The sequence below is a fragment of the Paracoccaceae bacterium genome (assembly GCA_012103375.1).
GTDB lineage: Bacteria > Pseudomonadota > Alphaproteobacteria > Rhodobacterales > Rhodobacteraceae > WLWX01.
Window position 1 is genome coordinate 2,496,508 of the sequence record WLWX01000001.1, and the last position, 20,026, is coordinate 2,516,533.

The following is a 20,026-nucleotide window of genomic DNA, read 5'->3' on the forward strand; positions in this document are numbered from 1 at the left end:
GTGGCGGGGTGTCGGAAGTGCGGGCGGGCAGATGATTACGGCGCATCTTCCGGCGGGGTATGTGGCGGCGCGGTTGGGCCGGGTGGAGGCCCGCGGTCCGTTCCGGGCGCTTATCTTCGCGTCGATCCTGCCGGATTTTGACTTGATCTGGTTCTATTTCGTTGATGATCGCGCGTTTCATCATCACCACTATTGGGTGCATATTCCCGGGTTCTGGTTGATCGTGGCGGCAGTTGTTCTGCCGATACTTCGGACGTTGCGCCCTGACTGGTTGCCCGCGGCTTATGCGTTTTTTGCCGGTATCCTGCTGCATCTGGTGCTTGATACCATCGCCGGATCCGTCGCCTGGGCCTGGCCATTCGATCCTCAACTCTATCAATTCGTGACAGTTCCGGCGGCGTACCCCCATTGGATTCTGTCATTTCTTCTGCATTGGACCTTTGCGATTGAGCTTGCCATTTGGTTTGCGGCCATCGCTTTGATCCTGGGCGCGCGTCGTGCCAGGGCTGCGTCAGGCGGATGAGCAGCGGGTTGACGCTTGGCATCGGTGCGTCGCTGATCTGGGTGGCAATCCTGTTCTGGTCCGAACGTTACCCAAACCGCCGCCTTTGGCCGCCGCATCACGGTGGCTGGATCACGGCGATCTGGGCCTGGGGGCTGACGGCTTTGATCTATGTCGGGTTGATCCGGGTCTGCGCGGCGGATTGGAACGTGCTGGCCTTGCCGACGTGGATCCGCTGGACATTGGGCGGCGGCCTGTCGACCTGGGGATCGGTGATCCAGTCACAGGGCATTGCCGCGCTGGGGCTGAAGGGCCCCAGCGGTTGGAATGTCGGGCTGGTGACCCGGGGCGCATATGCGCGGCGGCGGCATCCGCAGTATCTGGGCCAGATCGCAACGCTGATCGGGATCGCCTTGTTCGCGGGCAGCGCGCTTGGCTGGGTGGTGGTGGTTGTGGGCACGGGCGCATTGCTCTATGCCGCTGTGGTCGAGGACCGCTTCTGGGCGCGCCGCGATCCCGAATTTTCAAATTACGCCAAGCGGGTCGGTCTGGCCCCGATTTCTGGACGCCCGCAATCGTGACACGCCACCGCCTGCCCTATGCTGAATTCGTCGCATTGATGGCGATGCTGGCCGCGACGGTGGCGTTTTCGATCGACTCGATGCTGCCCGCGCTGCCCGAGATTGCGGTCGAGCTTACGCCGCACGCGCCGAACGTCGCGCAGGGCATCATCATCAGTTTTGTAATTGGCCTGGGGGCCGGGACGCTGGTGGCCGGGCCGCTTTCGGATGCCTTCGGGCGCAAGACTGTCATGCTGACCGGGACGGCGATCTATATCGTGGCGGCGTTGCTGGCGTGGCGGGCCGAGGGGTTAGAGATGATGTTTGCCGCCCGCGCCTTGCAGGGTCTTGGCGCGGCGGGTCCACGGGTTGCGGCAATGGCGATGGTGCGCGACCTGTATTCCGGGCGGGATATGGCGCGGCTGATCAGTTTCGTGATGATCGTATTCACGCTTGTTCCGGCAATCGCACCGACAATTGGTGCCGGCATCATCGCGTTCACCGGGTGGCGCGGGATCTTCGTCGCTTTCGTTGTCTTCTCGTCAATATCGGCGATTTGGCTGGGGCTTCGCCAGGCCGAAACCCGTTTGCCGGAAAACCGGGTGCCGTTTCGACCTGGTCGTCTGAGGCATGCGTTGGTCGAGGTTCTTCGTAACCGGCAGGTCATGGCGACCACAGGGGTTCAGGCGCTGTGTTTTGCTATGCTGTTTGCGATTTTGGTCAGCGCGCAGCCGATATTCGACATTACTTTCGGGCTGAACGCGCAGTTCCCGCTGTATTTCGGCGCGATTGCACTGTTGGCGGGCAGCGGTGCGTTCCTGAACGCGCGGTTTGTCGGGCGATTGGGCATGCGCTGGCTGGTGCGCGCAACGCTGGCGGGGCAGATCGCCGTCAGCGCCGTGATGGTTCTGGCCACGATCCTTTTGCCGCTGGATAACTTGCTGTACTTCTGGCTGACGCTGTTGTGGATTACCGGGATTTTCTTTCAGGCCGGGCTGACCATCGGCAATCTGAACGCGTTGGCGATGGAGCCGATGGGGCATATCGCGGGCATGGCTGCGTCGGTTGTGTCGGCGACCTCGACCATCGTGGGCAGCCTGATGGCGGTTCCGCTGGGCCTGGCGTTCAGCGGGTCGCCGATGCCGGTGGCCGCCGGGGTGCTTGCCTATGCCGTTGCGGCGCTGGTCCTGATGAGGGCCGTTCCGAAGGAGCGCGCCTGATCGCAGGGCTGCCTGTGCGCCAAATGCTTAGGCGGCAGCGGTGTCGGCTGTTGCACGCGCGATATTGTCGAGCGCTTCATCCAACACCTCCAGCCCCGCATCCGGGCGGGCTGCGCCTTCGGACAGGGTGCGCCGCCAACCGCGCGCGCCGGGGATCCCGTGGAACAGCCCCAACATATGCCGCGTGATCGAATGCAAGCGACCGCCAGCGGCCAGATGGGCCGAGATATGCGGGCGCATCCCATTGGCAACCGTCAGCCGCGTCGGGGAAGGCGTCGTACTGCCAAAGATCGCGCGATCCGCGTCCAGCAGGACATCCGCAGGGGTGTGATATGCCGCGCGCCCGATCATGACCCCCGCCATGCCTTGGTCAAGGAACGCCCGCGCCTGCGCCAGCGAGGTGATGCCGCCGTTGATCGTCAATTCCAGATCTGAAAACCGCGCGGCCATCGCCAGCACCAGCGGATAGTCCAGCGGCGGCACAACCCGGTTCTGCTTGGGCGACAGGCCCTGCAACCAGGCCTTGCGCGCATGAACGGCCACCCGCCGCACGCCCGCATCGCGCATGCGCATCAGGAAATCCGGAAGCACCTGACCCGGATCCTGATCATCCACGCCGATGCGGCATTTGACCGTCACCTCGGCATCTGACGCCTCGGCCATGGCACGCACGCAGCGCACAACCAGTGCGGGCTGTTCCATCAGGACGGCACCAAAACAACCCGATTGCACCCGGTCCGACGGGCAGCCGATGTTCACGTTCACCTCGCCATACCCCGCCGCAGCGGCTAATGCCGTCGCCTCGGCCAATTCCCCCGGATCGGACCCGCCGAGTTGGATTGCGACCGGGTGTTCGGCCGGTTCATGGTCAAGCAGATGCCGCGCCCCACCCCGGATCAGCGCTGCCGAGGTGATCATCTCGGTATATAGCAACGCCTGCTTCGTCATCTGGCGATGGAACAGACGGCAATGGCTGTCGGTCCAATCCATCATCGGGGCGACGGATAAGCGGGACGCCTCAGCGGCTGCGTTGTAGGGCATCACTAATTCTCCGACGGTCCGCGATCCGGTTTTCGGGACCATTTTGCACACATACTGCACAGGAATTGGCGCAGTCCAGTCATCCGAGGGTTTCATTCGCCCTGTTCAGGCCGCAGTGGGCTGGCCTGACAGTGTGGGAAAACGCAATCCGCTCAACGGAGGGCCTTAACTTTGGCGGAGTTAAACCGGATGCGCGCAAACCGAGGGGATCAGGTCAGACCTTGGGCCTATGTCGCGGTGGTTCTGATGCCGTCTTTTGAGGCGTCGGTTGGCACCAGGGCCACCACCAGGTCAGACATCGTCAAATGGCCGATCTGCGTGTCCCCCTTCATCACCTGATACACCGCTTTGGTGTTGCCCCCGGACTTTGACAGGACGGATTCCAGCGTTGCGTCGGCGTCAACTTGCCCGCTGACCTCGCCCAGGTCTTCGGCATCGCCGGTCCGCATGACGGATCGGGCGCGCAGCACGCGGGCGCGATTTATGTCACTGATGAAGTCCACGATGTAGGGATCGTTGGGATGCAGCAGGATTTCCTGAGGCTCCCCTTGCAGGACCACCGCCCCGTCTTTCAAGATAACAAGATGATCGGCCAGTTTCATCGCCTCATCCAGATCGTGACTGATGAAGACGATGGTTTTGTGCAGCTCTGTCTGAAGTTCCAGAAGAAGGTTCTGCATATCCGTGCGAATAAGCGGGTCGAGTGCGGAAAACGCCTCATCCATCAACATGATCGGCGCATTTGACGTCAGCGCCCGCGCGATACCAACACGCTGTTGCATTCCGCCCGACAACTGGTGTGGAAACTGATGACCTTGCCCGCCCAGACCGACGCGGTCCAGCCAGGTTGCCGCGTCTTTTTCGTAGTCACTTTTGCCAACTCCACGCACAGCCTGAGCCATGCCGGCGTTGTCCAGAACCGAGCGGTGCGGCAATAGCGCGAAGTGCTGGAAGACCATCGACATGCGGGTTCGGCGCATCTTGCGAAGGCGGTCTTCGTCATAGGCCAGTACATTTTCGCCATCGATTATGATTTCGCCCGCGGTCGGTTCGATCAAGCGATTGAAATGGCGGATCAGTGTCGACTTTCCGGACCCGGAAAGCCCCATGATTACGGTGATTTCACTGCCCTGCATATCGACGTTGATATTCCTGAGGCCAAGAACCTGCTTGTGCCTGGCCATAAGCTCGGTCTTTCCCATGCCAGCGCGGACATGGTCCAGTGCTTGCTGCGGGTTTGCCCCGAAAATCTTGTAAAGCTCCCGGACGGAGATGCTCGCCTCTTTGGTCATCGCCCGGTCCTTTAGTGTCGCTGAACGGAGTTGGCTGCATTCACACGCGCCAGGGCTTCTTTGGTGACGCGATCCAGCATGATCGCAATCAGGACGATGCCCATACCGGCGACCAGACCAACCCCAAGTTCCAAATTCCGAATGCCGCGAAGGACCAGAACACCAAGACCCGGCGCAGACACGAGCGATGCGATGACGACCAATGCAAGGGCCATCATGATCGTTTGGTTCACACCTGCCATGATGTTGGGCAGGGCAAGCGGGATCTGCACCCCGAAGAGTTTTTGCCGCTTTGTCATGCCGAAGGCGTCTGCGGCCTCGATCACTTCGCGGTCAACCAATCGAATGCCCAAATCAGTCAGGCGAATGACGGGCACGATTGCGTAAAGAATGATCGCAATCCCATAGAGCTTGGATTCTGTGACCGAGAACAGGAAAATCAGCGGGATCAGATACACAAATGTCGGCAGCGTTTGCAGCATATCCAGGATCGGGATGATGATCTTTTGCAACCTGTCATTGCGCGACATGGCAATGCCAATCGGCACACCAAACAGAACGCACAGCGCGGCGCAGACAAAGATTATCGACAAGGTCTGCATGGCAAAATCGAAGTGATCGATGATGGTCAGAAAAAACAGAATTGCAGCCACACGGGACACAAGACGCCAGGACCGAGACGCCCAGAACACCACCAGCGACAGCACTATGATTGTGACCCACCAAGGCGTCGCCTCGGCCAGGGCCAGCGCACCATCAAGAAGCCAGCTTAGCGGCTGAGTCATTGGGTCCAAAACGACATTCAGCGGGTCTTTGCCCGCGATAAAGCCGTATTCCACCGCTTCGGTCATGTCACGGGTGCGCGCTATGGCCGGGCAAGCCTCGTTCAGATTGTCCAAAGAGGGCGGCGGAACATTCCAAACATCACCAAGGCTGAGGCCCGCACCGGCATCAACGGTGGTCTTTTTGCCCCCTGCCAGCAGCTCTGCCATGGTCATGGGGGCGCTACCGGTGTCGCGGGCACCGCACCAGTCCCTCAGGCCCAGCCAATCAAAGATAAAATCGTAGGTCGCCATAGGTTGATTTTGCCCGCCCTGGGTAAGAGGGGCGATCCGCTTGGGATCGCCCCGCCTTGTTTTGGTTTAGTTGAACAGGGTGCCAAGCTTTTCAGCCGCACTTTCATTCACCCAACCCATCCATGTGTCCTTGTTCTGGGTCAGGAAATACACGGCGGCCTCTTCATATGACGCGCTGTTTTCTTCCTGCCAGGCCAACAGGCGGCTGACGTCATTTGACGTGAAGCTGATGTTTTTGACCAGCTCATAAACGTCGGGCTTATTGGTCGCAAAGTCAGTTGTCACAACGGTCAGAACCGGCGCTGATGGGTAGGCCGAGATGCCGGGCGTCGCGCAGTCAGCCGTCTGGTTGCAGGCGTGGATGTCGGCGTTGTACGGACCCATATCGACGGCAACCATGTTATAGCGTCCCAGAACAGCGGACGGACCATATTGATACCCAAAGAACGGTTCTTTCGCTTCATAGGCTGACGCCATCGCAGCGGCGAGCGTTTCGCCAGAGCCGTGGTTGAAAACCTCCATGCCCTTGCCTTCGAAATCAAAGGCCTGCACCAGGTTATCATTCGCAGTCCGACATCCCCAGCCGTCCGGGCAATTGTGGAAACGTCCGCCGACCAGTTCTGGGTTGGCCAGAATGCCCTCGATCGTCGCAAGCTCCGGGTGCGCTTCGACCAGGTAATCCGGCACCCACCAATTTTCTACGCCGCCGTCTGAAAAGACGTTGGCGGCGACCTGGGCCTTTCCTTCGGCTTCCAGTTTCAGGAACAGAGGTGCAGAGTTGACCCACAATTCCGGCACGACGTCAGGTTCATTTTTTTCCGCAAGCGATGCGACCGAGGTTGTCGTGGCCGAAGGCACAAGTGTCACGTCACAACCATAGCCCTGAACCATCAGAAATTCGGTAATCCGGGTGATGATTGCCCCGGATGCCCAGTTCATATCGGCGACGGAAACGTCACCACATTCGTCTGCCATCGCGACGCCTGGGGCGAGCATTGTGCAAAGCGCGCCTGCTAATAGTGCGTTCTTCATGGTATTCTCCTGTTGGTAAACGTGGGGCAGCAGCTGCCCTTTTTTGGTTGGATGTTCGGCTACAGCACTCTGAATCCTTCGATGTCGATGCCCTACGGAGTTGCTTGATGTCATCGAGTTTGAATGTGAGTCAGAATCCGCTGTTGATTATCTATTCAAGCGACCGTACATCAAGCAATCGAATACTATTGAAAGAAATTTCAGGTTTTCTGAAGTGATGGCCGTATGATAAAACTGGACCTTCTTCGCGCATTCGTTGTGATCAGCCGCCATGGCGGTCTGAAAGATGCCGCCGAAGAACTTGGGCGCACTCAATCCGCGCTGTCGATGAAACTTGCGCAGCTTGAAGGCCAGTTGGGCGGTGCCCTGTTTGAGACGGATCGAAAGAAGGAACTTACAAATCTGGGTCGATATGTGCGCGACCGGGCCGAGGAGTTGTTGCGGGAAAACGATCGGCTTCAGGAGCTTATCTCTGACTACGCCAAGGGCTATTCCGGGCGGTTGCGGATTGCGTCGGTCCCATCTGTCGCAGCGTTGATTTTACCAAATCTGTTGCGCGATTTCATGGCGCGACATCACAGTGCTGAGGTTGAGGTGACAGACAGCGACAGCGTGAGTGTCCATAAAATGATCGAACGCGGGCATTCTGATCTGGGAATCGCCGGACCGGCGCCTTCGGAACAAGCGCTGCAAAAAACGGCGCTTTTTAAGGATCGATTGCATGTCGTGTGTCTTTCAAGTTCGCGTCTGGCGTCAAGTGACGGGCCATTGCGCTGGAAAGATCTGGACGGATCAGAACTGATCGCCAATGAAACGCTCAAAGACATAGACTCTCCGATGGCTCAGGCGTTGCATGCTGACAGCAAGCTTTCTGCGCGAAATGTCTCGTCTTTGTTTGCCATGGTTCAGTCAGGGTTGGGGTACACAGTCTTGCCCGGGCTGGCGACGCGCCAATTGGCGGAACCTCTGGTGGCGATTCCGATGGAGCACAGGACCTGTGACAGGGAAATCAGCCTGCTGATGCATGGGGGCCGGACACACAGCCCAATCGTCAGGGAATTCCAGGGTTTTCTTTTGGCGCATCTGCCCGATGTCGCGTCAAAGCTGGGGTTGGCGGTCGTAGAGAAATAGCATTGCAGGTCATGTCTGAGCGACCATGCGGATACGGGACAATCTCGTGCATCAATTTCAGCGCTGGCACGGTCCCCTCACTGGCTACGCGCGGCCTGCGGTTGTGTTTCAGACGGCGACGGCGTGGCGTGCCGCGCCTTCGGCCAGATAAGCATCGAATGTTGCCGCGACGACACGCACGACCGGCAATCCCAGCGGGGTAACGGTGATCTGGTCGTTGCGTCGGGTGATCAGGCCGTCACGCTCAAATTCGGCCAGCTTTGCTTCATGGATGCGATACCAGTTGCCGGGTGCCTCGAACCGACGGGCGGCCTGGGCCAGGTCCACCGCGCCCGAACACATCAGTTGTTCGATGACATAACCGCGCAGACGATCCTGCCCTGTCAGGGCGATGCCCTTTCCGACCGGCAATCGGCCCATCGTAACGGCGCGCGCCCAGGCACCGGTTTCCGACAGGTTCTGGACATAGCCCGACGGCGTCTGCCCGATTGACGTTGCCCCGACACCCAGCATGGTTTCGGCCCGGTCGGTGGTATAGCCCTGGAAATTGCGCCTCAGATGACCGGCCTTGGCGGCCTTGGCCATTGCGTCCGATGGAAGGGCAAAGTGATCCAGCCCGATGGCGACATATCCGGCCTGTTTCAGCGCCTCGGCGGCGGCATTGGCCTGGGCAAGGCGTGCGCTTGGGCCGGGCAAGGCGGCTTCGTCAATCAGCCGTTGTTTCTTGGCCATCCAGGGCACATGCGCATAGCCGAACAGGGCAATCCGGTCAGGCCGCATGCCAGCGCAGATGTTGATTGTTCCCAGCAGGGTTTCAACGCTCTGATACGGCAAGCCATAGATCAGGTCGAAGTTGATGCCCCCGACCCCGGCGGCGCGCAGACCGTCGACGGATTTCTGCACCATCGCGGGCGGTTGGATCCGGTTGATCGCCTTCTGTACCCGTGGATCGAATTCCTGCACGCCAAAGCTTGCGCGAGTGAAGCCCAACTGCCCAATCCGGCTGATCATGGCGCTGGTCAGGGTGCGCGGGTCACTTTCGATGGCAAGCTCCGCATCGGGCAGAACCCGGAACCGGCGGTGCACCGCGTCCATGGCCCGCGCCAGATCCTCGGGCACCAGCGCCGTGGGCGTGCCACCGCCCCAATGCAGGTGCGAGATGGTCATCCGTCCGGGCAAGTGCCACGCCAGCAGGTCAACCTCCTGCACAAGCGTGCGGGCGTATTGCGCAACCGGGGCGTCGCGTTTTGCCAGCTTCATATTGCAGCCACAGTACCAGCAAAGCTGTCGACAAAACGGAACATGGAGGTAGAGGGATATCGCCGCGTCCACGTCCAGATCCGCCAGCCACGCCGCGTAATCCCGGTCGCCGACCGATTGGGAAAAATGCGGTGCGGTCGGATAGCTGGTATAGCGGGGAACGTTGCGGCCCAGGTAGGAATGGTATCTGTCGGTCATTGCCGTCCCAAAATCTGTCCGCCGTCGATCTGATCAACGGCGTGTTAGTTGTTTATCGCAAGCCCCCTACCCGCACCGCGATCCCGCGTGTGCAGCAGGAGGCCCCGTTCATAGGCCACTTGTGACCCAGAGATGCCATAGGGCAGTTGATCCAGATCAGGCCCGGACGCGGCCCCTTTGGCATCACGCAAGCTGTTGGTGGGGTCTGCCATTGCCCGCCCCGGCCTCAGTCGGACCCTTGCAGGAAATGGCCCGGACCCAGCGTGCAATCCAGATCGCGCAGCAGCCCGTCTTTCAGCCGATTGTGTTGAAAAACTCCGTTTTAGGGCCTGAACGATGATTTTTCTTTCCATGCAGCCCGATCCTAAATTTTTGGCGCGGGGGTCGGCCCAAATCGCCTACATGCGCTCACGCGCAGCCATGCGCTGTCTCGTGGTCAAAGCTTTCCGACTATTTCGCTTCATAGGTTTTCGCAAGAAATCCGCGACGCTCTGATTTCGGAGTTTTTCAACACAATCAGCCCATAGATCAACCCGTGAACCCGAATGCCGACGCCGTTTTGCCAGGCACGCTGAATAATCGGTGTTTCGGCAACGCGGCGCACCCCTTCGGCGACGTTGAGTTCGGCAAGCCGGTCGCGCAGCGCCTCTTCCGTATCCGTCCGCGCAAGGTCGAGTGCATAGGCCCGCGCAAGCCGTCGGATCGGCTCCAGCCAATGATCCGCCAGCCCATGCGGCAGGTCCTGCGTTGCTGCGGCAACTCCGCCACAGCCATAGTGTCCGCATACGATGATTTCACGGATACTCAGCGCATCGACGGCAAATTCCAGCGCCGACAGCATGTTCATGTCGCTTGAATGGATCACGTTGGCGACGTTGCGATGTACGAAGACCTCACCGGGGTCGAGGCCCGCGACGACATTGGCCGGAACGCGGCTGTCCGAACAGCCGATCCAGAAGAACTCGGGCGATTGGCGGGTTGCCAGCCGGGCGAAATACCCCGGTTCCTGCGCGTTCCTGTTTGCGGACCACTGCGCGTTTCGGGCCAGAATGTCGGCTAACACCGGGATGCCGCACGCATTGGATCGAGGGGGTGGCGGGTCGGCAATTGAAACCGAACGGCTGCATGACCCGCGCCATTTGGGCGGGTGTTCGCAATCCGCGGGGCAAGCGCGTTTTCCAGAATAACGCCTTCAGATGAACCAACCGGCCCGGTCAGCGCCAATCGCTTTATTTCCTGTGCCATGGTCAAGGTCCCCCCATGCTCAGGCGATGTTGAAATCGGCGCCTTGAATATCCGCCGCCCCGATCAATCGGTCGACAAAGGCGCGCGCGGTTTTGGCCGATTGTGTTGAAAAACTCCGAAATCAGAGCGTCGCGGATTTCTTGCGAAAACCTATGAAGCGAAATAGTCGGAAAGCTTTGACCACGAGACAGCGCATGGCTGCGCGTGAGCGCATGTAGGCGATTTGGGCCGACCCCCGCGCCAAAAATTTAGGATCGGGCTGCATGGAAAGAAAAATCATCGTTCAGGCCCTAAAACGGAGTTTTTCAACACAATCGGCCCATGTGGCCTTTTCCATGGCTTCAGCAATCCTGGGGCGAACAGCCTCGAACGTCAGGACCCTGCCTTGCGCAAGCGCATCCAGCCGGATGACGTGATAGCCATGGCGGGTCAAAACCGGCTCGGCCGTGATGTCGCCCTCTGTCAGGCTGCGCAATGCGGCTTCGAACTCGGGCACTGTATCACCGGGGCCAAGCTGCCCAAGCGCGCCGCCCGACGACTTGGAACCGCAATCGCTTTCGCGTGCTGCCAATGTCGCGAATCCCTTGGGATCATTCGCGGCCATGCCAGCAATGGTTTTGGCCCGGATCAGCGCTTTGTCACGCCCGGCGTCATCGCGCGGATCGCAGGCGCACAGGATATGCGAAACCTCCCACAAGGGTGGCGTGCGAAAGCGTGTTGGATCGCGCGCCCACTCAGCCCGGATATCAGAGTCGGGCGGTTGCGCGACCGCGACCTCCTGTTCCAGCAGGCCCCGGATCAGCGCCTCTTCTTCTGTTTCAAAGCGGCCCGGGGCAACCTCCTGACACTGGGGGACCAATCCGCGCGAACGGGATTCCTGCAACAGAAGCGTGCGGATCGCGACCGCGTTCGCGGCCTTGCGCCAGGCAATGCCGGGTTTGCCTTTGGGCGCTTCGTGGTTCTGCGTTTCGGCGGCGACCTGGTCATGGGGCACCACCTCTCCGTTGATGATGAGGTCGGGGAACAAACCTGCGTGCATGGCGATCACTCCGCTGGTGTGGTTTTGGGATCGCGCCGCTTGGGCAGCGCCGTTTGCCGGCGCGAGCGGACCACCTGATAGCCCGGGCGCAGCAGGAACCGGAACGGTGCTGCAAAGCCCGAGATCATGTGTACCAGCCGCGTGAACGGGAACAGCATGGTGATCAGCAGGCCCAGAAAGATGTGCGTTTTGTAAAGCCAGTGCACATCCACGACCATCGCCCAGGCATTCAGGTTCAGCACGATCACGCTTTGCGACCAGGTCATGAAGCGGACCATTTCCGCGCCGTCCATATGCTGCAACGTCAGGAAGATCGTCCCTAGGCCAATCAGAAGTTGCAGCCAGATCAGCACCAGAATGCCGATGTCCGCAAAGCTGGTGTGCCGCCAGATGCGTGGATCGAACACGCGGCGGTGGATCAGCATCGTGGCCCCGATCAGTGCGATGATCCCCGCCGTGCCGCCCAGAACCACGGCCATCCATTGTTTCAGGGTATGGGGGATGCCAAGCGCGTCAAGCACGGCAATCGGTGTGAACAGGCCGATCAGATGGCCCCCGAACACCGTGATAATCCCGACATGAAACAGGATCGAGCCCCAGACCAGTTGCTTGCGGCGCAACAGCTGACTGGACGAGGATTTCCAGGTGAACGGATCACGCTCATACCGCGCAATGCTGCCGACAATCAGCACGGTCAGCGCGATGTAGGGCATGATCCCGAAGATGAAATAGTCAATGTCGAAGTTCCAGAACATGTCTTTTCCTTCTCTTATTCTGCGGCGTGTTGGGGTGCGGGGGTGACGGGGATATCCATCTGCGACAGCATCTCACGCACCTGCGGGCATCCGGCGTTTGGATCAGGACCGAACAGCACTTCGCAATCCTCCCAGACCTCATCCAGTGCCTCCAGGTCGGTTGGATCGTCGTCGGGCTACGCCAGCATCTCGGCGACAGCCTCCTTGTCGGGTCTGGCCCCGGCGAGTTGTAAAAGGCTGGCAAACACGGCCCCATAGCTGCTTTCGCGGCGGGTCAACCGCGTTTTCAGCGCATCAAAGATATGGGCCGCATCTGCCAGAGTTTCCTGTGCCTCGCCAAATGGCCGGGTTGCCAGAAATTCCAGCAGCACCGGCAGATGATCCGGCAGTTCCGAGGTGGCCGGATCAAACCCACCTGCCCTGTAGGTTTCCACCAGCGACACCATCGCGCCGCCGCGGTCCCGGCTTTCGCCATGCACATGTTCGAACAGGTTCAGCGACAGGGTGCGCGACCGATCAAACAGCATGACATAGGTTTCCTGCAACGCATAAATGTCGCGCTGCGCCAGATCATCGACCAGCGGGCGCAGCGCCCGCCGGGCCGCTGCCGTCAACCGGCTGTCTGACACCAGAACGGCGCCGATCTCGGGCATCGCGTGCTGCAACTCGCGAGTCGGATAGCTGAGGATCAGCGATAGCGATTTGAGGGTGCGGTCCATGCTATTGTACCTCCGTCGGCATCTTGAGCGGTTTGCTGGAGCCACCGAACAGCGACCCTTTGGAGGTGCCGGTGGAACAACCGTTACTATCGGTGAAGCCGCAGCCGCCCCGCAGGTCATAGGCGTCTTCCACCTGTTCGCGGTGCGTCGTCGGGATCACGAAACGGTCTTCGTAATCCGCAAGGGCCATGATTTTGTACATGTCCTCGATCACCCGGCCCGACAGCCCGACGCGGGCCGCAATGCCTTCGTCGATCACGCCTTCGACCGTTTTGGAGCGCATGTAGGATCGCATCGCCAGCATTCGTTCCAGCGCGCTGATCACCGGCGCTTCGTCCCCCGCCGTCAGCATATTGGCAAGGTAACGAACCGGTATGCGCAGGTTCCTGACGTCGGGCATCCCGGCCTCGGTCCCGATCGCGCCCGCCTCGGCGGCGTTCTGGATCGGTGACAGCGGCGGGATGTACCAGACCATCGGTAGGGTGCGGTATTCCGGGTGCAGCGGGAAGGCGACTTTCCATTCCATCGCCATCTTCCAGATCGGGCTTTCCTGCGCGCCCTTAATCCAGTCTTCGGGAATGCCATCGGCTCGCGCGGTTTCGATCACCACCGGATCATTGGGATCAAGGAACACGCCCAGCTGCGCGTCATAGAGGTCTTGCGTGTCCTCCATATTGGCGGCTTCTTCGATCTTGTCGGCATCGTAGAGCATGACGCCCAGATAGCGGATGCGCCCGACGCAGGTTTCCGAACAGACGGTGGGATTGCCGCTTTCGATCCGGGGGTAACACAGGGTGCATTTCTCGGATTTACCGGTCGACCAGTTGTAATAGACCTTCTTGTAAGGGCAGCCGCTGACGCACATCCGCCAGCCGCGGCATTTTTCCTGGTCGATCAGCACGATGCCGTCTTCTTCGCGCTTATAAATCGCGCCGGACGGGCAGGACGAGACGCATGTTGGATTGAGGCAGTGTTCGCACAGCCGGGGCAGATACATCATGAAGGTGTTTTCGTATTCCCCGTAGATCTGCTTTTCGATCCCCTCAAAATTGTAGTCCTCTGAACGTTTGGAGAATTCGCCGCCCAGAATCTCCTCCCAGTTGGGGCCCTTTTCGATCTTCTGAATCCGCTCTCCGGTGATTTTTGAGCGTGGGCGCGCCGTCGGGAACGCCTCCAGTTCGGGCGCGGATTTCAGATGGTCATAGTCGAAATCGAAGGGTTCATAATAATCGTCGATCTCGGGCATGTTGGGGTTGGCGAAGATGTTGGACAGGATGCGCCATTTTGCGCCCTGCCGGGGTTGGAGCTTGCCGGATTTCGTCCGCTCCCACCCGCCTTTCCAGCGCGCCTGGTTTTCCCAATCGGTCGGATACCCGGTGCCGGGTTTGGTTTCGACGTTGTTGAACCATGCGTATTCGACGCCGTCCCGGCTGGTCCAGACGTTCTTGCAGGTGACAGAACAGGTGTGGCAGCCGATACATTTGTCGAGGTTCAGCACCATGCCGATTTGCGCGCGGATTCTCATGTCGCTGCCTCCTCTTTGGTGGGTTGCCAGGCCTTTTCGGCATCAAGCCAATCGACCTTGTTCATTTTTCGAACGACGACGAATTCGTCCCGGTTCGACCCGACGGTTCCGTAATAGTTGAAGCCGTAAGATTGCTGCGCATAGCCGCCGATCATATGCGTCGGCTTCAGCGTTGCGCGGGTGACCGAGTTGTGGATGCCGCCCCGGTTTCCGGTCTTTTCGGACCCCGGCGTATTCACGATCTTTTCCTGCGCGTGATACATGAAGACGGTGCCATCCTTGATCCGCTGGCTGACCACAGCCCGCGCAGTCAGCGCACCGTTGATGTTATAGGCTTCGACCCAGTCATTGTCGGCGATGCCGACGGATTTGGCGTCATTCTCACTCAACCAGACCACAGGGCCGCCCCGGTTCAGCGTCAGCATCAGCAGGTTGTCGGTATAGGTCGAATGGATGCCCCATTTCTGGTGCGGGGTTATGAAGTTCAGGACCAGGGTATCGCCCGCATCCTGCACATCCGCCGTGATCGTCTTGAGGTCGACCGGCGGGCGATACGACATGAGGCCTTCGCCAAACGCACGCATCCAAAGGTGATCCTGATAAAGCTGTTGCCGCCCCGTCAGCGTGCGCCAAGGGATCAGCTCGTGCACGTTGGTATAGCCGGCGTTATAGCTGACCTTGTCACTTTCGATGCCCGACCATGTCGGCGACGAGATGATTTTGCGCGGCTGGGCGGCGATGTCGTGGAAGCGGATCTTGTTACCATGCTCACCCTCGGCCAGATGCGCGTGATCGCGTCCGGTGGCTTTCTCCAGCGCTTCCCAGGCTTTCACGGCCACGTTGCCGTTGGTTTCGGGCGCCAGCATCAGGATCACTTCGCAGGCATCAATCGCGGTTTCGATCTTCGGCCTGCCCGCCGCCGCCCCGTCCAGTTGAACGCCATTCAGTGCTGCAAGATTGTCAATCTCGTCCTGGGTGTTCCAGGTGATCCCCTTGCCGCCATTGCCCAGCTTGTCCAGCATCGGCCCAAGGGCCGTGAACCGGTCATAGATCGCGGAATAGTCCCGTTCGACCGCCACAAAGGCCGGGGCGGTCTTGCCGGGGATCAGATCGCATTCACCCTTCTTCCAGTCCTTGACCTGATCCTGAGCAATCTCGGCAGGGGTGTCATGCAGGATCGGAAGCGCGACAATGTCGGTTTCCTTGCCCAGATACCCCGGAGCGATCTCTTGAAACTTCTTCGCGATCGCCTTGAAGATTTCCCAGTCCGATTTGCTTTCATAAGCCGGATCAACCGCCGCCTGTAACGGGTGGATGAACGGGTGCATGTCGGACGTGTTCATGTCGTCCTTTTCGTACCAACTGGCCGTTGGCAGAACGATGTCCGAATAAACCGCTGTGGTGGACATGCGAAAGTCGATGGTCACCAGCAGATCAAGCTTTCCGCGTGGCGCCTCATCATGCCACCTGGCCTCTTTGGGCAATTGTCCGCCGTCTTCGCCCAGATCCTTGCCCATGACGCCATGATCGGTGCCCAGCAGATGCTTGAGGAAGTATTCATGCCCCTTGCCCGATGATCCCAGCAGGTTCGAGCGCCACACAAACAGGTTGCGCGGCCAGTTGGCCGGGTTGTCCGGGTCTTCGCAGGCCATTTCCAGATCACCTGATTTCAGATTTTCGGCCACATAGGCCGGAACCTCTTTGCCCGCATCTGCGGCGGCCTTTGCGACGTCCAACGGGTTGGTTTTCAGCTGCGGCGCCGAGGGCAGCCAGCCCATGCGTTCGGCCCGGATGTTATAGTCTATCAGGCTGATGTCCCAATCGCCCTCGGGCGCAGTTGGTGACAGAATCTCGTCTGCCTTCAGCGTCTCGTAACGCCACTGATCCGTATGTGCATACCAGGCGGAGGTTGAGTTCATGTGCCGTGGCGGGCGGTTCCAGTCCAGCGCGAAGGCCAGCGGTTGCCAGCCGGTTTGCGGGCGCAGCTTTTCCTGCCCCACGTAATGCGCCCAGCCGCCGCCCGATTGCCCGACGCAGCCGCACATCACCAGCATGTTGATGACACCGCGATAGTTCATATCCATGTGGAACCAGTGGTTCATCGCCGCACCGATGATGATCATCGACTTGCCTTTGGTCTTTTCGGCGTTGTCGGCAAATCCGCGCGCGACGTGGATGATCTTGTCCGCAGGAACCCCGGTGATCTTTTCCGCCCAGGCGGGCGTTCCGGGCATGTCGTCGGAATAATCGCTGGTCACCCAGTCGCCGCCCAATCCCCGGTCCAGCCCATAGTTGGCGCAGAACAGGTCAAATACCGTCGCGACTGCAATCTCACCCCCGGCGGTTTTGATTTTCTTGACCGGGACGCTGCGGGTCAGAATGTCGGGGTGCGTGGCGTCGGTCTTGAACTGCCCGACCGCCTCGCCACCGAAATAGGGGAAATCGACGCCGATGACCGAGTCCTGATCTTCTTCCAGAACCAGCGACATCTTCAGCCGGGTCGTGGAATCGCAGGCGCGTTCCTCCAGGTTCCACTCTCCGTCTTCGCCCCAGCGGTAGCCGATTGATCCGTTCGGCGCGACCAGGCTGTCCGAAAGCTCATCATAGGCGACGGTCTTCCATTCCGGGTTATTCGCCTCGCCCAGTTTGTCGTCCAGATCATCGGCGCGCAGGAACCGGCCCGGCACAAAGCGCCCGTCCTTTTCGTCCAGTCGCACCAGCATCGGAAAATCTGAGTACTTGCGGGTGTAATCCTCAAAATACTCGGCCTGCCGATCCAGATGAAATTCGCGCAGGATCACGTGGCCGAAGGCCATCGCCAGCGCTGCATCCGTGCCCTGTTTTGCATTCAGCCAGACATCGCCGAATTTCGCGGCCTCGGAATAATCCGGGCAGATGACGGCGGATCTTGTGCCTTTATAGCGTGCCTCGGTATAGAAATGCGCGTCGGGGGTCCGTGTCTGCGGCACGTTTGACCCCCACAACAACAGATAGCCCGAGTTGTACCAGTCGGCGCTTTCGGGAACATCCGTTTGCTCGCCCCATGTCATCGGGGACGCTGGCGGCAGATCGCAGTACCAATCATAGAATGACATGCAGACACCGCCCATCAGGCTTAGGTAGCGCGACCCGGCGGCATAGCTGACCATCGACATGGCCGGGATCGGCGAAAAGCCGAACACCCGGTCAGGACCATAGGTTTTTGCGGTATAGGCATTGGCGGCGGCGGTGATCTCGGTCGCTTCGTCCCAGGTTGCGCGCACGAAGCCGCCTTTGCCGCGGGTTTCAACATAGGACGCGCGCAGGATCGGGTCAGATTGCAGCTTGGTCCAGGCCTCGATCGGCTCCAACGTCTCGCGCAGTTTGCGCCAGACTTTCATCAGCCGCCCCCGTACCAGCGGGTTCTTCACCCGGTTCGCACTGTAAAGGTACCAACTGTAGCTCGCGCCTCGCGCACAGCCGCGCGGTTCATGGTTCGGCAGGTCGGCGCGGGTGCGCGGGTAATCCGTTTGCTGGGTTTCCCAGGTCACGATCCCGGATTTGACGTAGATCTTCCAACTGCAAGAGCCTGTGCAGTTTACCCCATGGGTCGAACGGACAACTTTATCGTGCCGCCAGCGATTGCGATAAGTGTCTTCCCAATCGCGGTTTTCACGGGTCACGTGCCCATGCCCGTCCGAGAATGTTTCCAGTTCGTTTGACTGGAGGAAGTTCAATCTGTCGAGGAGGTGGCTCATGTCAGTGTCTCCGGGTGAAAATGCCCTGCCCCGGCGCCGATTGGCCGGGACAGGCTGGCGTCTGGATCAGGGGTTTTTCACGTAGGCATTGGGCCGCAGGTAGAACCACCAGTTGATGGCGATGCAGACCGCATAGAAGATCGCAAACCCGTAAAGCGCGTATTCGGGGTGGCCTGCCTTCAGCTGTTCGCCGAACACCTTCGGGATGATGAACGCGCCATAAGCCGCAACCGCCGCAGTCCAGCCCAGGGCGGGGCCCGCCTGTTCCTTGTCAAACACCACGGCGATGGTGCGGAAGGTCGATCCGTTGCCGATTCCGGTGGCGGCGAACAGGATCAGGAACAGCCCGAGGAATGGATAGAAATACTGCTCGGGCGTGGCCGAGGCATAGGCCGCCTGGATGAAGTAGGCGACGCCAAGGGCCGAGGCGACCATCACGATAGAGATCCATTGCGTGACCCTTGCTCCGCCCAGCTTGTCCGCCATCATGCCGCCAATCGGGCGGATCAGGGCGCCGATGAATGGCCCCATCCAAGCGAACATCAGGGCCGATGGCCCGTTCGGATTGACCATATCGTGGGTCATGACGCCCTCAACCGGGACATGGCTGAAGCCGAATACGACCTTGATGGTCAGCGCCAGTGCCGCCGAATAGCCGATGAACGACCCGAAGGTCATGGTATAGATCACCGTCATCGCCCAGGTGTGTTTGTTGCCGAAGATCCGGTACTGACGGCCCAGGTTCTGCCCGACGGCGCCGGGGATCATCTTCAGGCCCAGCACGGTCAGCGCGATGACGATGGGCAACACGATCCATTTCGACAGACCGATGCCCGAGGTTGGGAGCCCGGAAGCCGTTGTCGGCAAAAGCAACCACAAGCCAATCGCCGCCGTGACAAAGCCGATTAGCAGCATCCCGGTGATCGTTGCGAACGCTCCGATCGGGTTCGGGATATTGGGCGAGACATGTTCATCCCGGATATTGTTCATGCCGAACCAGCCGATGATGGCCAGCGGGATCAGGAACACCAGCCAGATCAGGCCCGCGTTCTGAATATAGGTCTCGGTTCCCGCGGGGATTTTCCCGATCAATGTGCCAGAGGTGTTGACCAGCGTACGGCTTTCGCCGCCAAACAGGCCGAATGTCATCACCAGCGGGATCAGGATCTGCATGGTGGTCACGCCGAAGTTGCCCAGACCCGCGTTCATCCCCAGCGCATAGCCCTGGATTTTCTTCGGGTAGAAGAAACTGATGTTCGACATCGAGGATGAGAAATTGCCCCCGCCGATCCCCGACAGGAACGCCAGGATCTGGAAATACCACAGCGGCGTATCCGGGTCCTGCAACGCAAGCCCCGCGCCAGCCGCTGGAATGATCAGCAGGGCGGTGGTGAAGACGATGGTATTGCGCCCGCCCGCGATGCGGATGAAGAAGGTCGAGGGGATGCGCAAAGTTGCCCCGGTCAAACCCGCGATGGCGCCCAGCGTGAACAGATCGGATTTCTCGAACGCGAAGCCGAGGTTCAGCATCTGGACGGTGATGATCCCCCAGTACAGCCAGACCGCAAATCCGCACAGCAGCGACGGGATCGAAATCCACAGGTTGCGCGTTGCAATCGCCCGCCCGGTCGATGACCAATAGGCGTCATCCTCGATGTTCCAGTTCCTCAGATCTTGTCCCACACGCATTCTCC

General features: G+C 59.9%; 15 protein-coding genes and 1 pseudogene. 4 read left to right on the top strand and 12 right to left on the bottom strand.

All coding sequences use genetic code 11. The annotated features are described in order from the left end of the window. Positions 1–31 precede the first annotated feature (31 nt). The 3 genes from GKR99_12770 to GKR99_12780 are packed head-to-tail and all read left to right on the top strand — an operon-like array spanning position 32 to position 2,282. A complete protein-coding gene (locus tag GKR99_12770) occupies positions 32–523 on the top strand; it encodes a metal-dependent hydrolase (protein ID NKB28372.1) in 492 nt (163 codons plus the stop codon). Beyond that, positions 520–1,083, top strand: coding sequence for a hypothetical protein (locus GKR99_12775; protein ID NKB28373.1), 564 nt, complete (start codon positions 520–522; stop codon positions 1,081–1,083). Before GKR99_12770 ends, GKR99_12775 begins: the two co-directional genes overlap by 4 nt. A gap of 38 nt (positions 1,084–1,121) precedes the next feature. Then, positions 1,122–2,282 (top strand): MFS transporter, encoded by a 1,161-nt coding sequence (locus GKR99_12780; GenBank protein NKB28374.1) that lies wholly within the window; start codon positions 1,122–1,124, stop codon positions 2,280–2,282. A gap of 27 nt (positions 2,283–2,309) precedes the next feature. Here GKR99_12780 and dusA read toward each other — a convergent pair whose 3' ends face one another. From dusA to GKR99_12800, 4 genes are all read right to left on the bottom strand, one after another. Next, complete coding sequence (gene dusA / locus GKR99_12785; GenBank protein ID NKB28375.1) at positions 2,310–3,323, bottom strand: tRNA dihydrouridine(20/20a) synthase DusA; 1,014 nt, start codon at positions 3,321–3,323, stop codon at positions 2,310–2,312. A gap of 227 nt (positions 3,324–3,550) precedes the next feature. Beyond that, on the bottom strand, positions 3,551–4,615 hold the full coding sequence (locus GKR99_12790) for an ATP-binding cassette domain-containing protein (GenBank protein NKB28376.1): 1,065 nt from the start codon (positions 4,613–4,615) through the stop codon (positions 3,551–3,553). Between the two features lie 11 nt (positions 4,616–4,626). Further along, positions 4,627–5,691, bottom strand: coding sequence for an ABC transporter permease subunit (locus tag GKR99_12795; protein NKB28377.1), 1,065 nt, complete (start codon positions 5,689–5,691; stop codon positions 4,627–4,629). Positions 5,692–5,757: 66 nt separating this feature from the next. Then, positions 5,758–6,723: a glycine/betaine ABC transporter substrate-binding protein gene (locus GKR99_12800; protein NKB28378.1), complete on the bottom strand. Its 966-nt coding sequence runs from the start codon at positions 6,721–6,723 to the stop codon at positions 5,758–5,760. 225 nt (positions 6,724–6,948) lie between these two features. Here GKR99_12800 and GKR99_12805 point away from each other — a divergent pair, with 225 nt between their 5' ends. Further along, entirely contained in the window at positions 6,949–7,854 is a 906-nt protein-coding gene (locus tag GKR99_12805) for a LysR family transcriptional regulator (GenBank protein NKB28379.1), read from the top strand. A 108-nt stretch (positions 7,855–7,962) separates the two neighbouring features. Here GKR99_12805 and hemN read toward each other — a convergent pair whose 3' ends face one another. From hemN to GKR99_12845, 8 genes and pseudogenes are all read right to left on the bottom strand, one after another. Then, positions 7,963–9,312 carry an oxygen-independent coproporphyrinogen III oxidase gene (gene hemN, locus GKR99_12810; protein NKB28380.1) on the bottom strand — a complete coding sequence of 450 codons (1,350 nt, stop codon included), beginning with the start codon at positions 9,310–9,312 and terminating at the stop codon, positions 7,963–7,965. A 460-nt stretch (positions 9,313–9,772) separates the two neighbouring features. Beyond that, entirely contained in the window at positions 9,773–10,375 is a 603-nt protein-coding gene (locus tag GKR99_12815) for a carbonic anhydrase (GenBank protein NKB28381.1), read from the bottom strand. Positions 10,376–10,840: 465 nt separating this feature from the next. Next, positions 10,841–11,596 carry a peptidase gene (locus GKR99_12820; protein ID NKB28382.1) on the bottom strand — a complete coding sequence of 252 codons (756 nt, stop codon included), beginning with the start codon at positions 11,594–11,596 and terminating at the stop codon, positions 10,841–10,843. A 5-nt stretch (positions 11,597–11,601) separates the two neighbouring features. Further along, positions 11,602–12,351 (bottom strand): respiratory nitrate reductase subunit gamma, encoded by a 750-nt coding sequence (narI, locus tag GKR99_12825; GenBank protein ID NKB28383.1) that lies wholly within the window; start codon positions 12,349–12,351, stop codon positions 11,602–11,604. 14 nt (positions 12,352–12,365) lie between these two features. After that, positions 12,366–13,070, bottom strand: a pseudogene (narJ, locus tag GKR99_12830) (nitrate reductase molybdenum cofactor assembly chaperone). 1 nt (position 13,071) lies between these two features. Then, the gene (narH, locus tag GKR99_12835) at positions 13,072–14,595 is read right to left on the bottom strand and encodes a nitrate reductase subunit beta (GenBank protein NKB28384.1); all 1,524 of its coding nucleotides are present in this window, start codon (positions 14,593–14,595) and stop codon (positions 13,072–13,074) included. Next, positions 14,592–18,332, bottom strand: coding sequence for a nitrate reductase subunit alpha (locus tag GKR99_12840; GenBank protein NKB28385.1), 3,741 nt, complete (start codon positions 18,330–18,332; stop codon positions 14,592–14,594). Before GKR99_12840 ends, narH begins: the two co-directional genes overlap by 4 nt. Before the next feature lie 66 nt (positions 18,333–18,398). Continuing rightward, complete coding sequence (locus GKR99_12845; GenBank protein ID NKB28386.1) at positions 18,399–20,021, bottom strand: antiporter; 1,623 nt, start codon at positions 20,019–20,021, stop codon at positions 18,399–18,401. Between the last annotated feature and the right edge of the window lie 5 nt (positions 20,022–20,026).

Bases quoted from the DNA above. Each gene is read 5' to 3' on its own strand.
- GKR99_12780 (NKB28374.1), top strand. From the start codon at position 1,122: ATGGCGATGCTGGCCGCGACGGTGGCGTTTTCGATCGACTCGATGCTG.
- GKR99_12820 (NKB28382.1), bottom strand. From the start codon at position 11,596: ATGCACGCAGGTTTGTTCCCCGACCTCATCATCAACGGAGAGGTGGTG.
- narH (NKB28384.1), bottom strand. From the start codon at position 14,595: ATGAGAATCCGCGCGCAAATCGGCATGGTGCTGAACCTCGACAAATGT.
- GKR99_12800 (NKB28378.1), bottom strand. From the start codon at position 6,723: ATGAAGAACGCACTATTAGCAGGCGCGCTTTGCACAATGCTCGCCCCA.
- GKR99_12775 (NKB28373.1), top strand. From the start codon at position 520: ATGAGCAGCGGGTTGACGCTTGGCATCGGTGCGTCGCTGATCTGGGTG.
- GKR99_12845 (NKB28386.1), bottom strand. From the start codon at position 20,021: ATGCGTGTGGGACAAGATCTGAGGAACTGGAACATCGAGGATGACGCC.
- GKR99_12795 (NKB28377.1), bottom strand. From the start codon at position 5,691: ATGGCGACCTACGATTTTATCTTTGATTGGCTGGGCCTGAGGGACTGG.
- dusA (NKB28375.1), bottom strand. From the start codon at position 3,323: ATGCCCTACAACGCAGCCGCTGAGGCGTCCCGCTTATCCGTCGCCCCG.
- GKR99_12770 (NKB28372.1), top strand. From the start codon at position 32: ATGATTACGGCGCATCTTCCGGCGGGGTATGTGGCGGCGCGGTTGGGC.
- GKR99_12790 (NKB28376.1), bottom strand. From the start codon at position 4,615: ATGACCAAAGAGGCGAGCATCTCCGTCCGGGAGCTTTACAAGATTTTC.
- GKR99_12805 (NKB28379.1), top strand. From the start codon at position 6,949: ATGATAAAACTGGACCTTCTTCGCGCATTCGTTGTGATCAGCCGCCAT.
- hemN (NKB28380.1), bottom strand. From the start codon at position 9,312: ATGACCGACAGATACCATTCCTACCTGGGCCGCAACGTTCCCCGCTAT.
- GKR99_12840 (NKB28385.1), bottom strand. From the start codon at position 18,332: ATGAGCCACCTCCTCGACAGATTGAACTTCCTCCAGTCAAACGAACTG.
- narI (NKB28383.1), bottom strand. From the start codon at position 12,351: ATGTTCTGGAACTTCGACATTGACTATTTCATCTTCGGGATCATGCCC.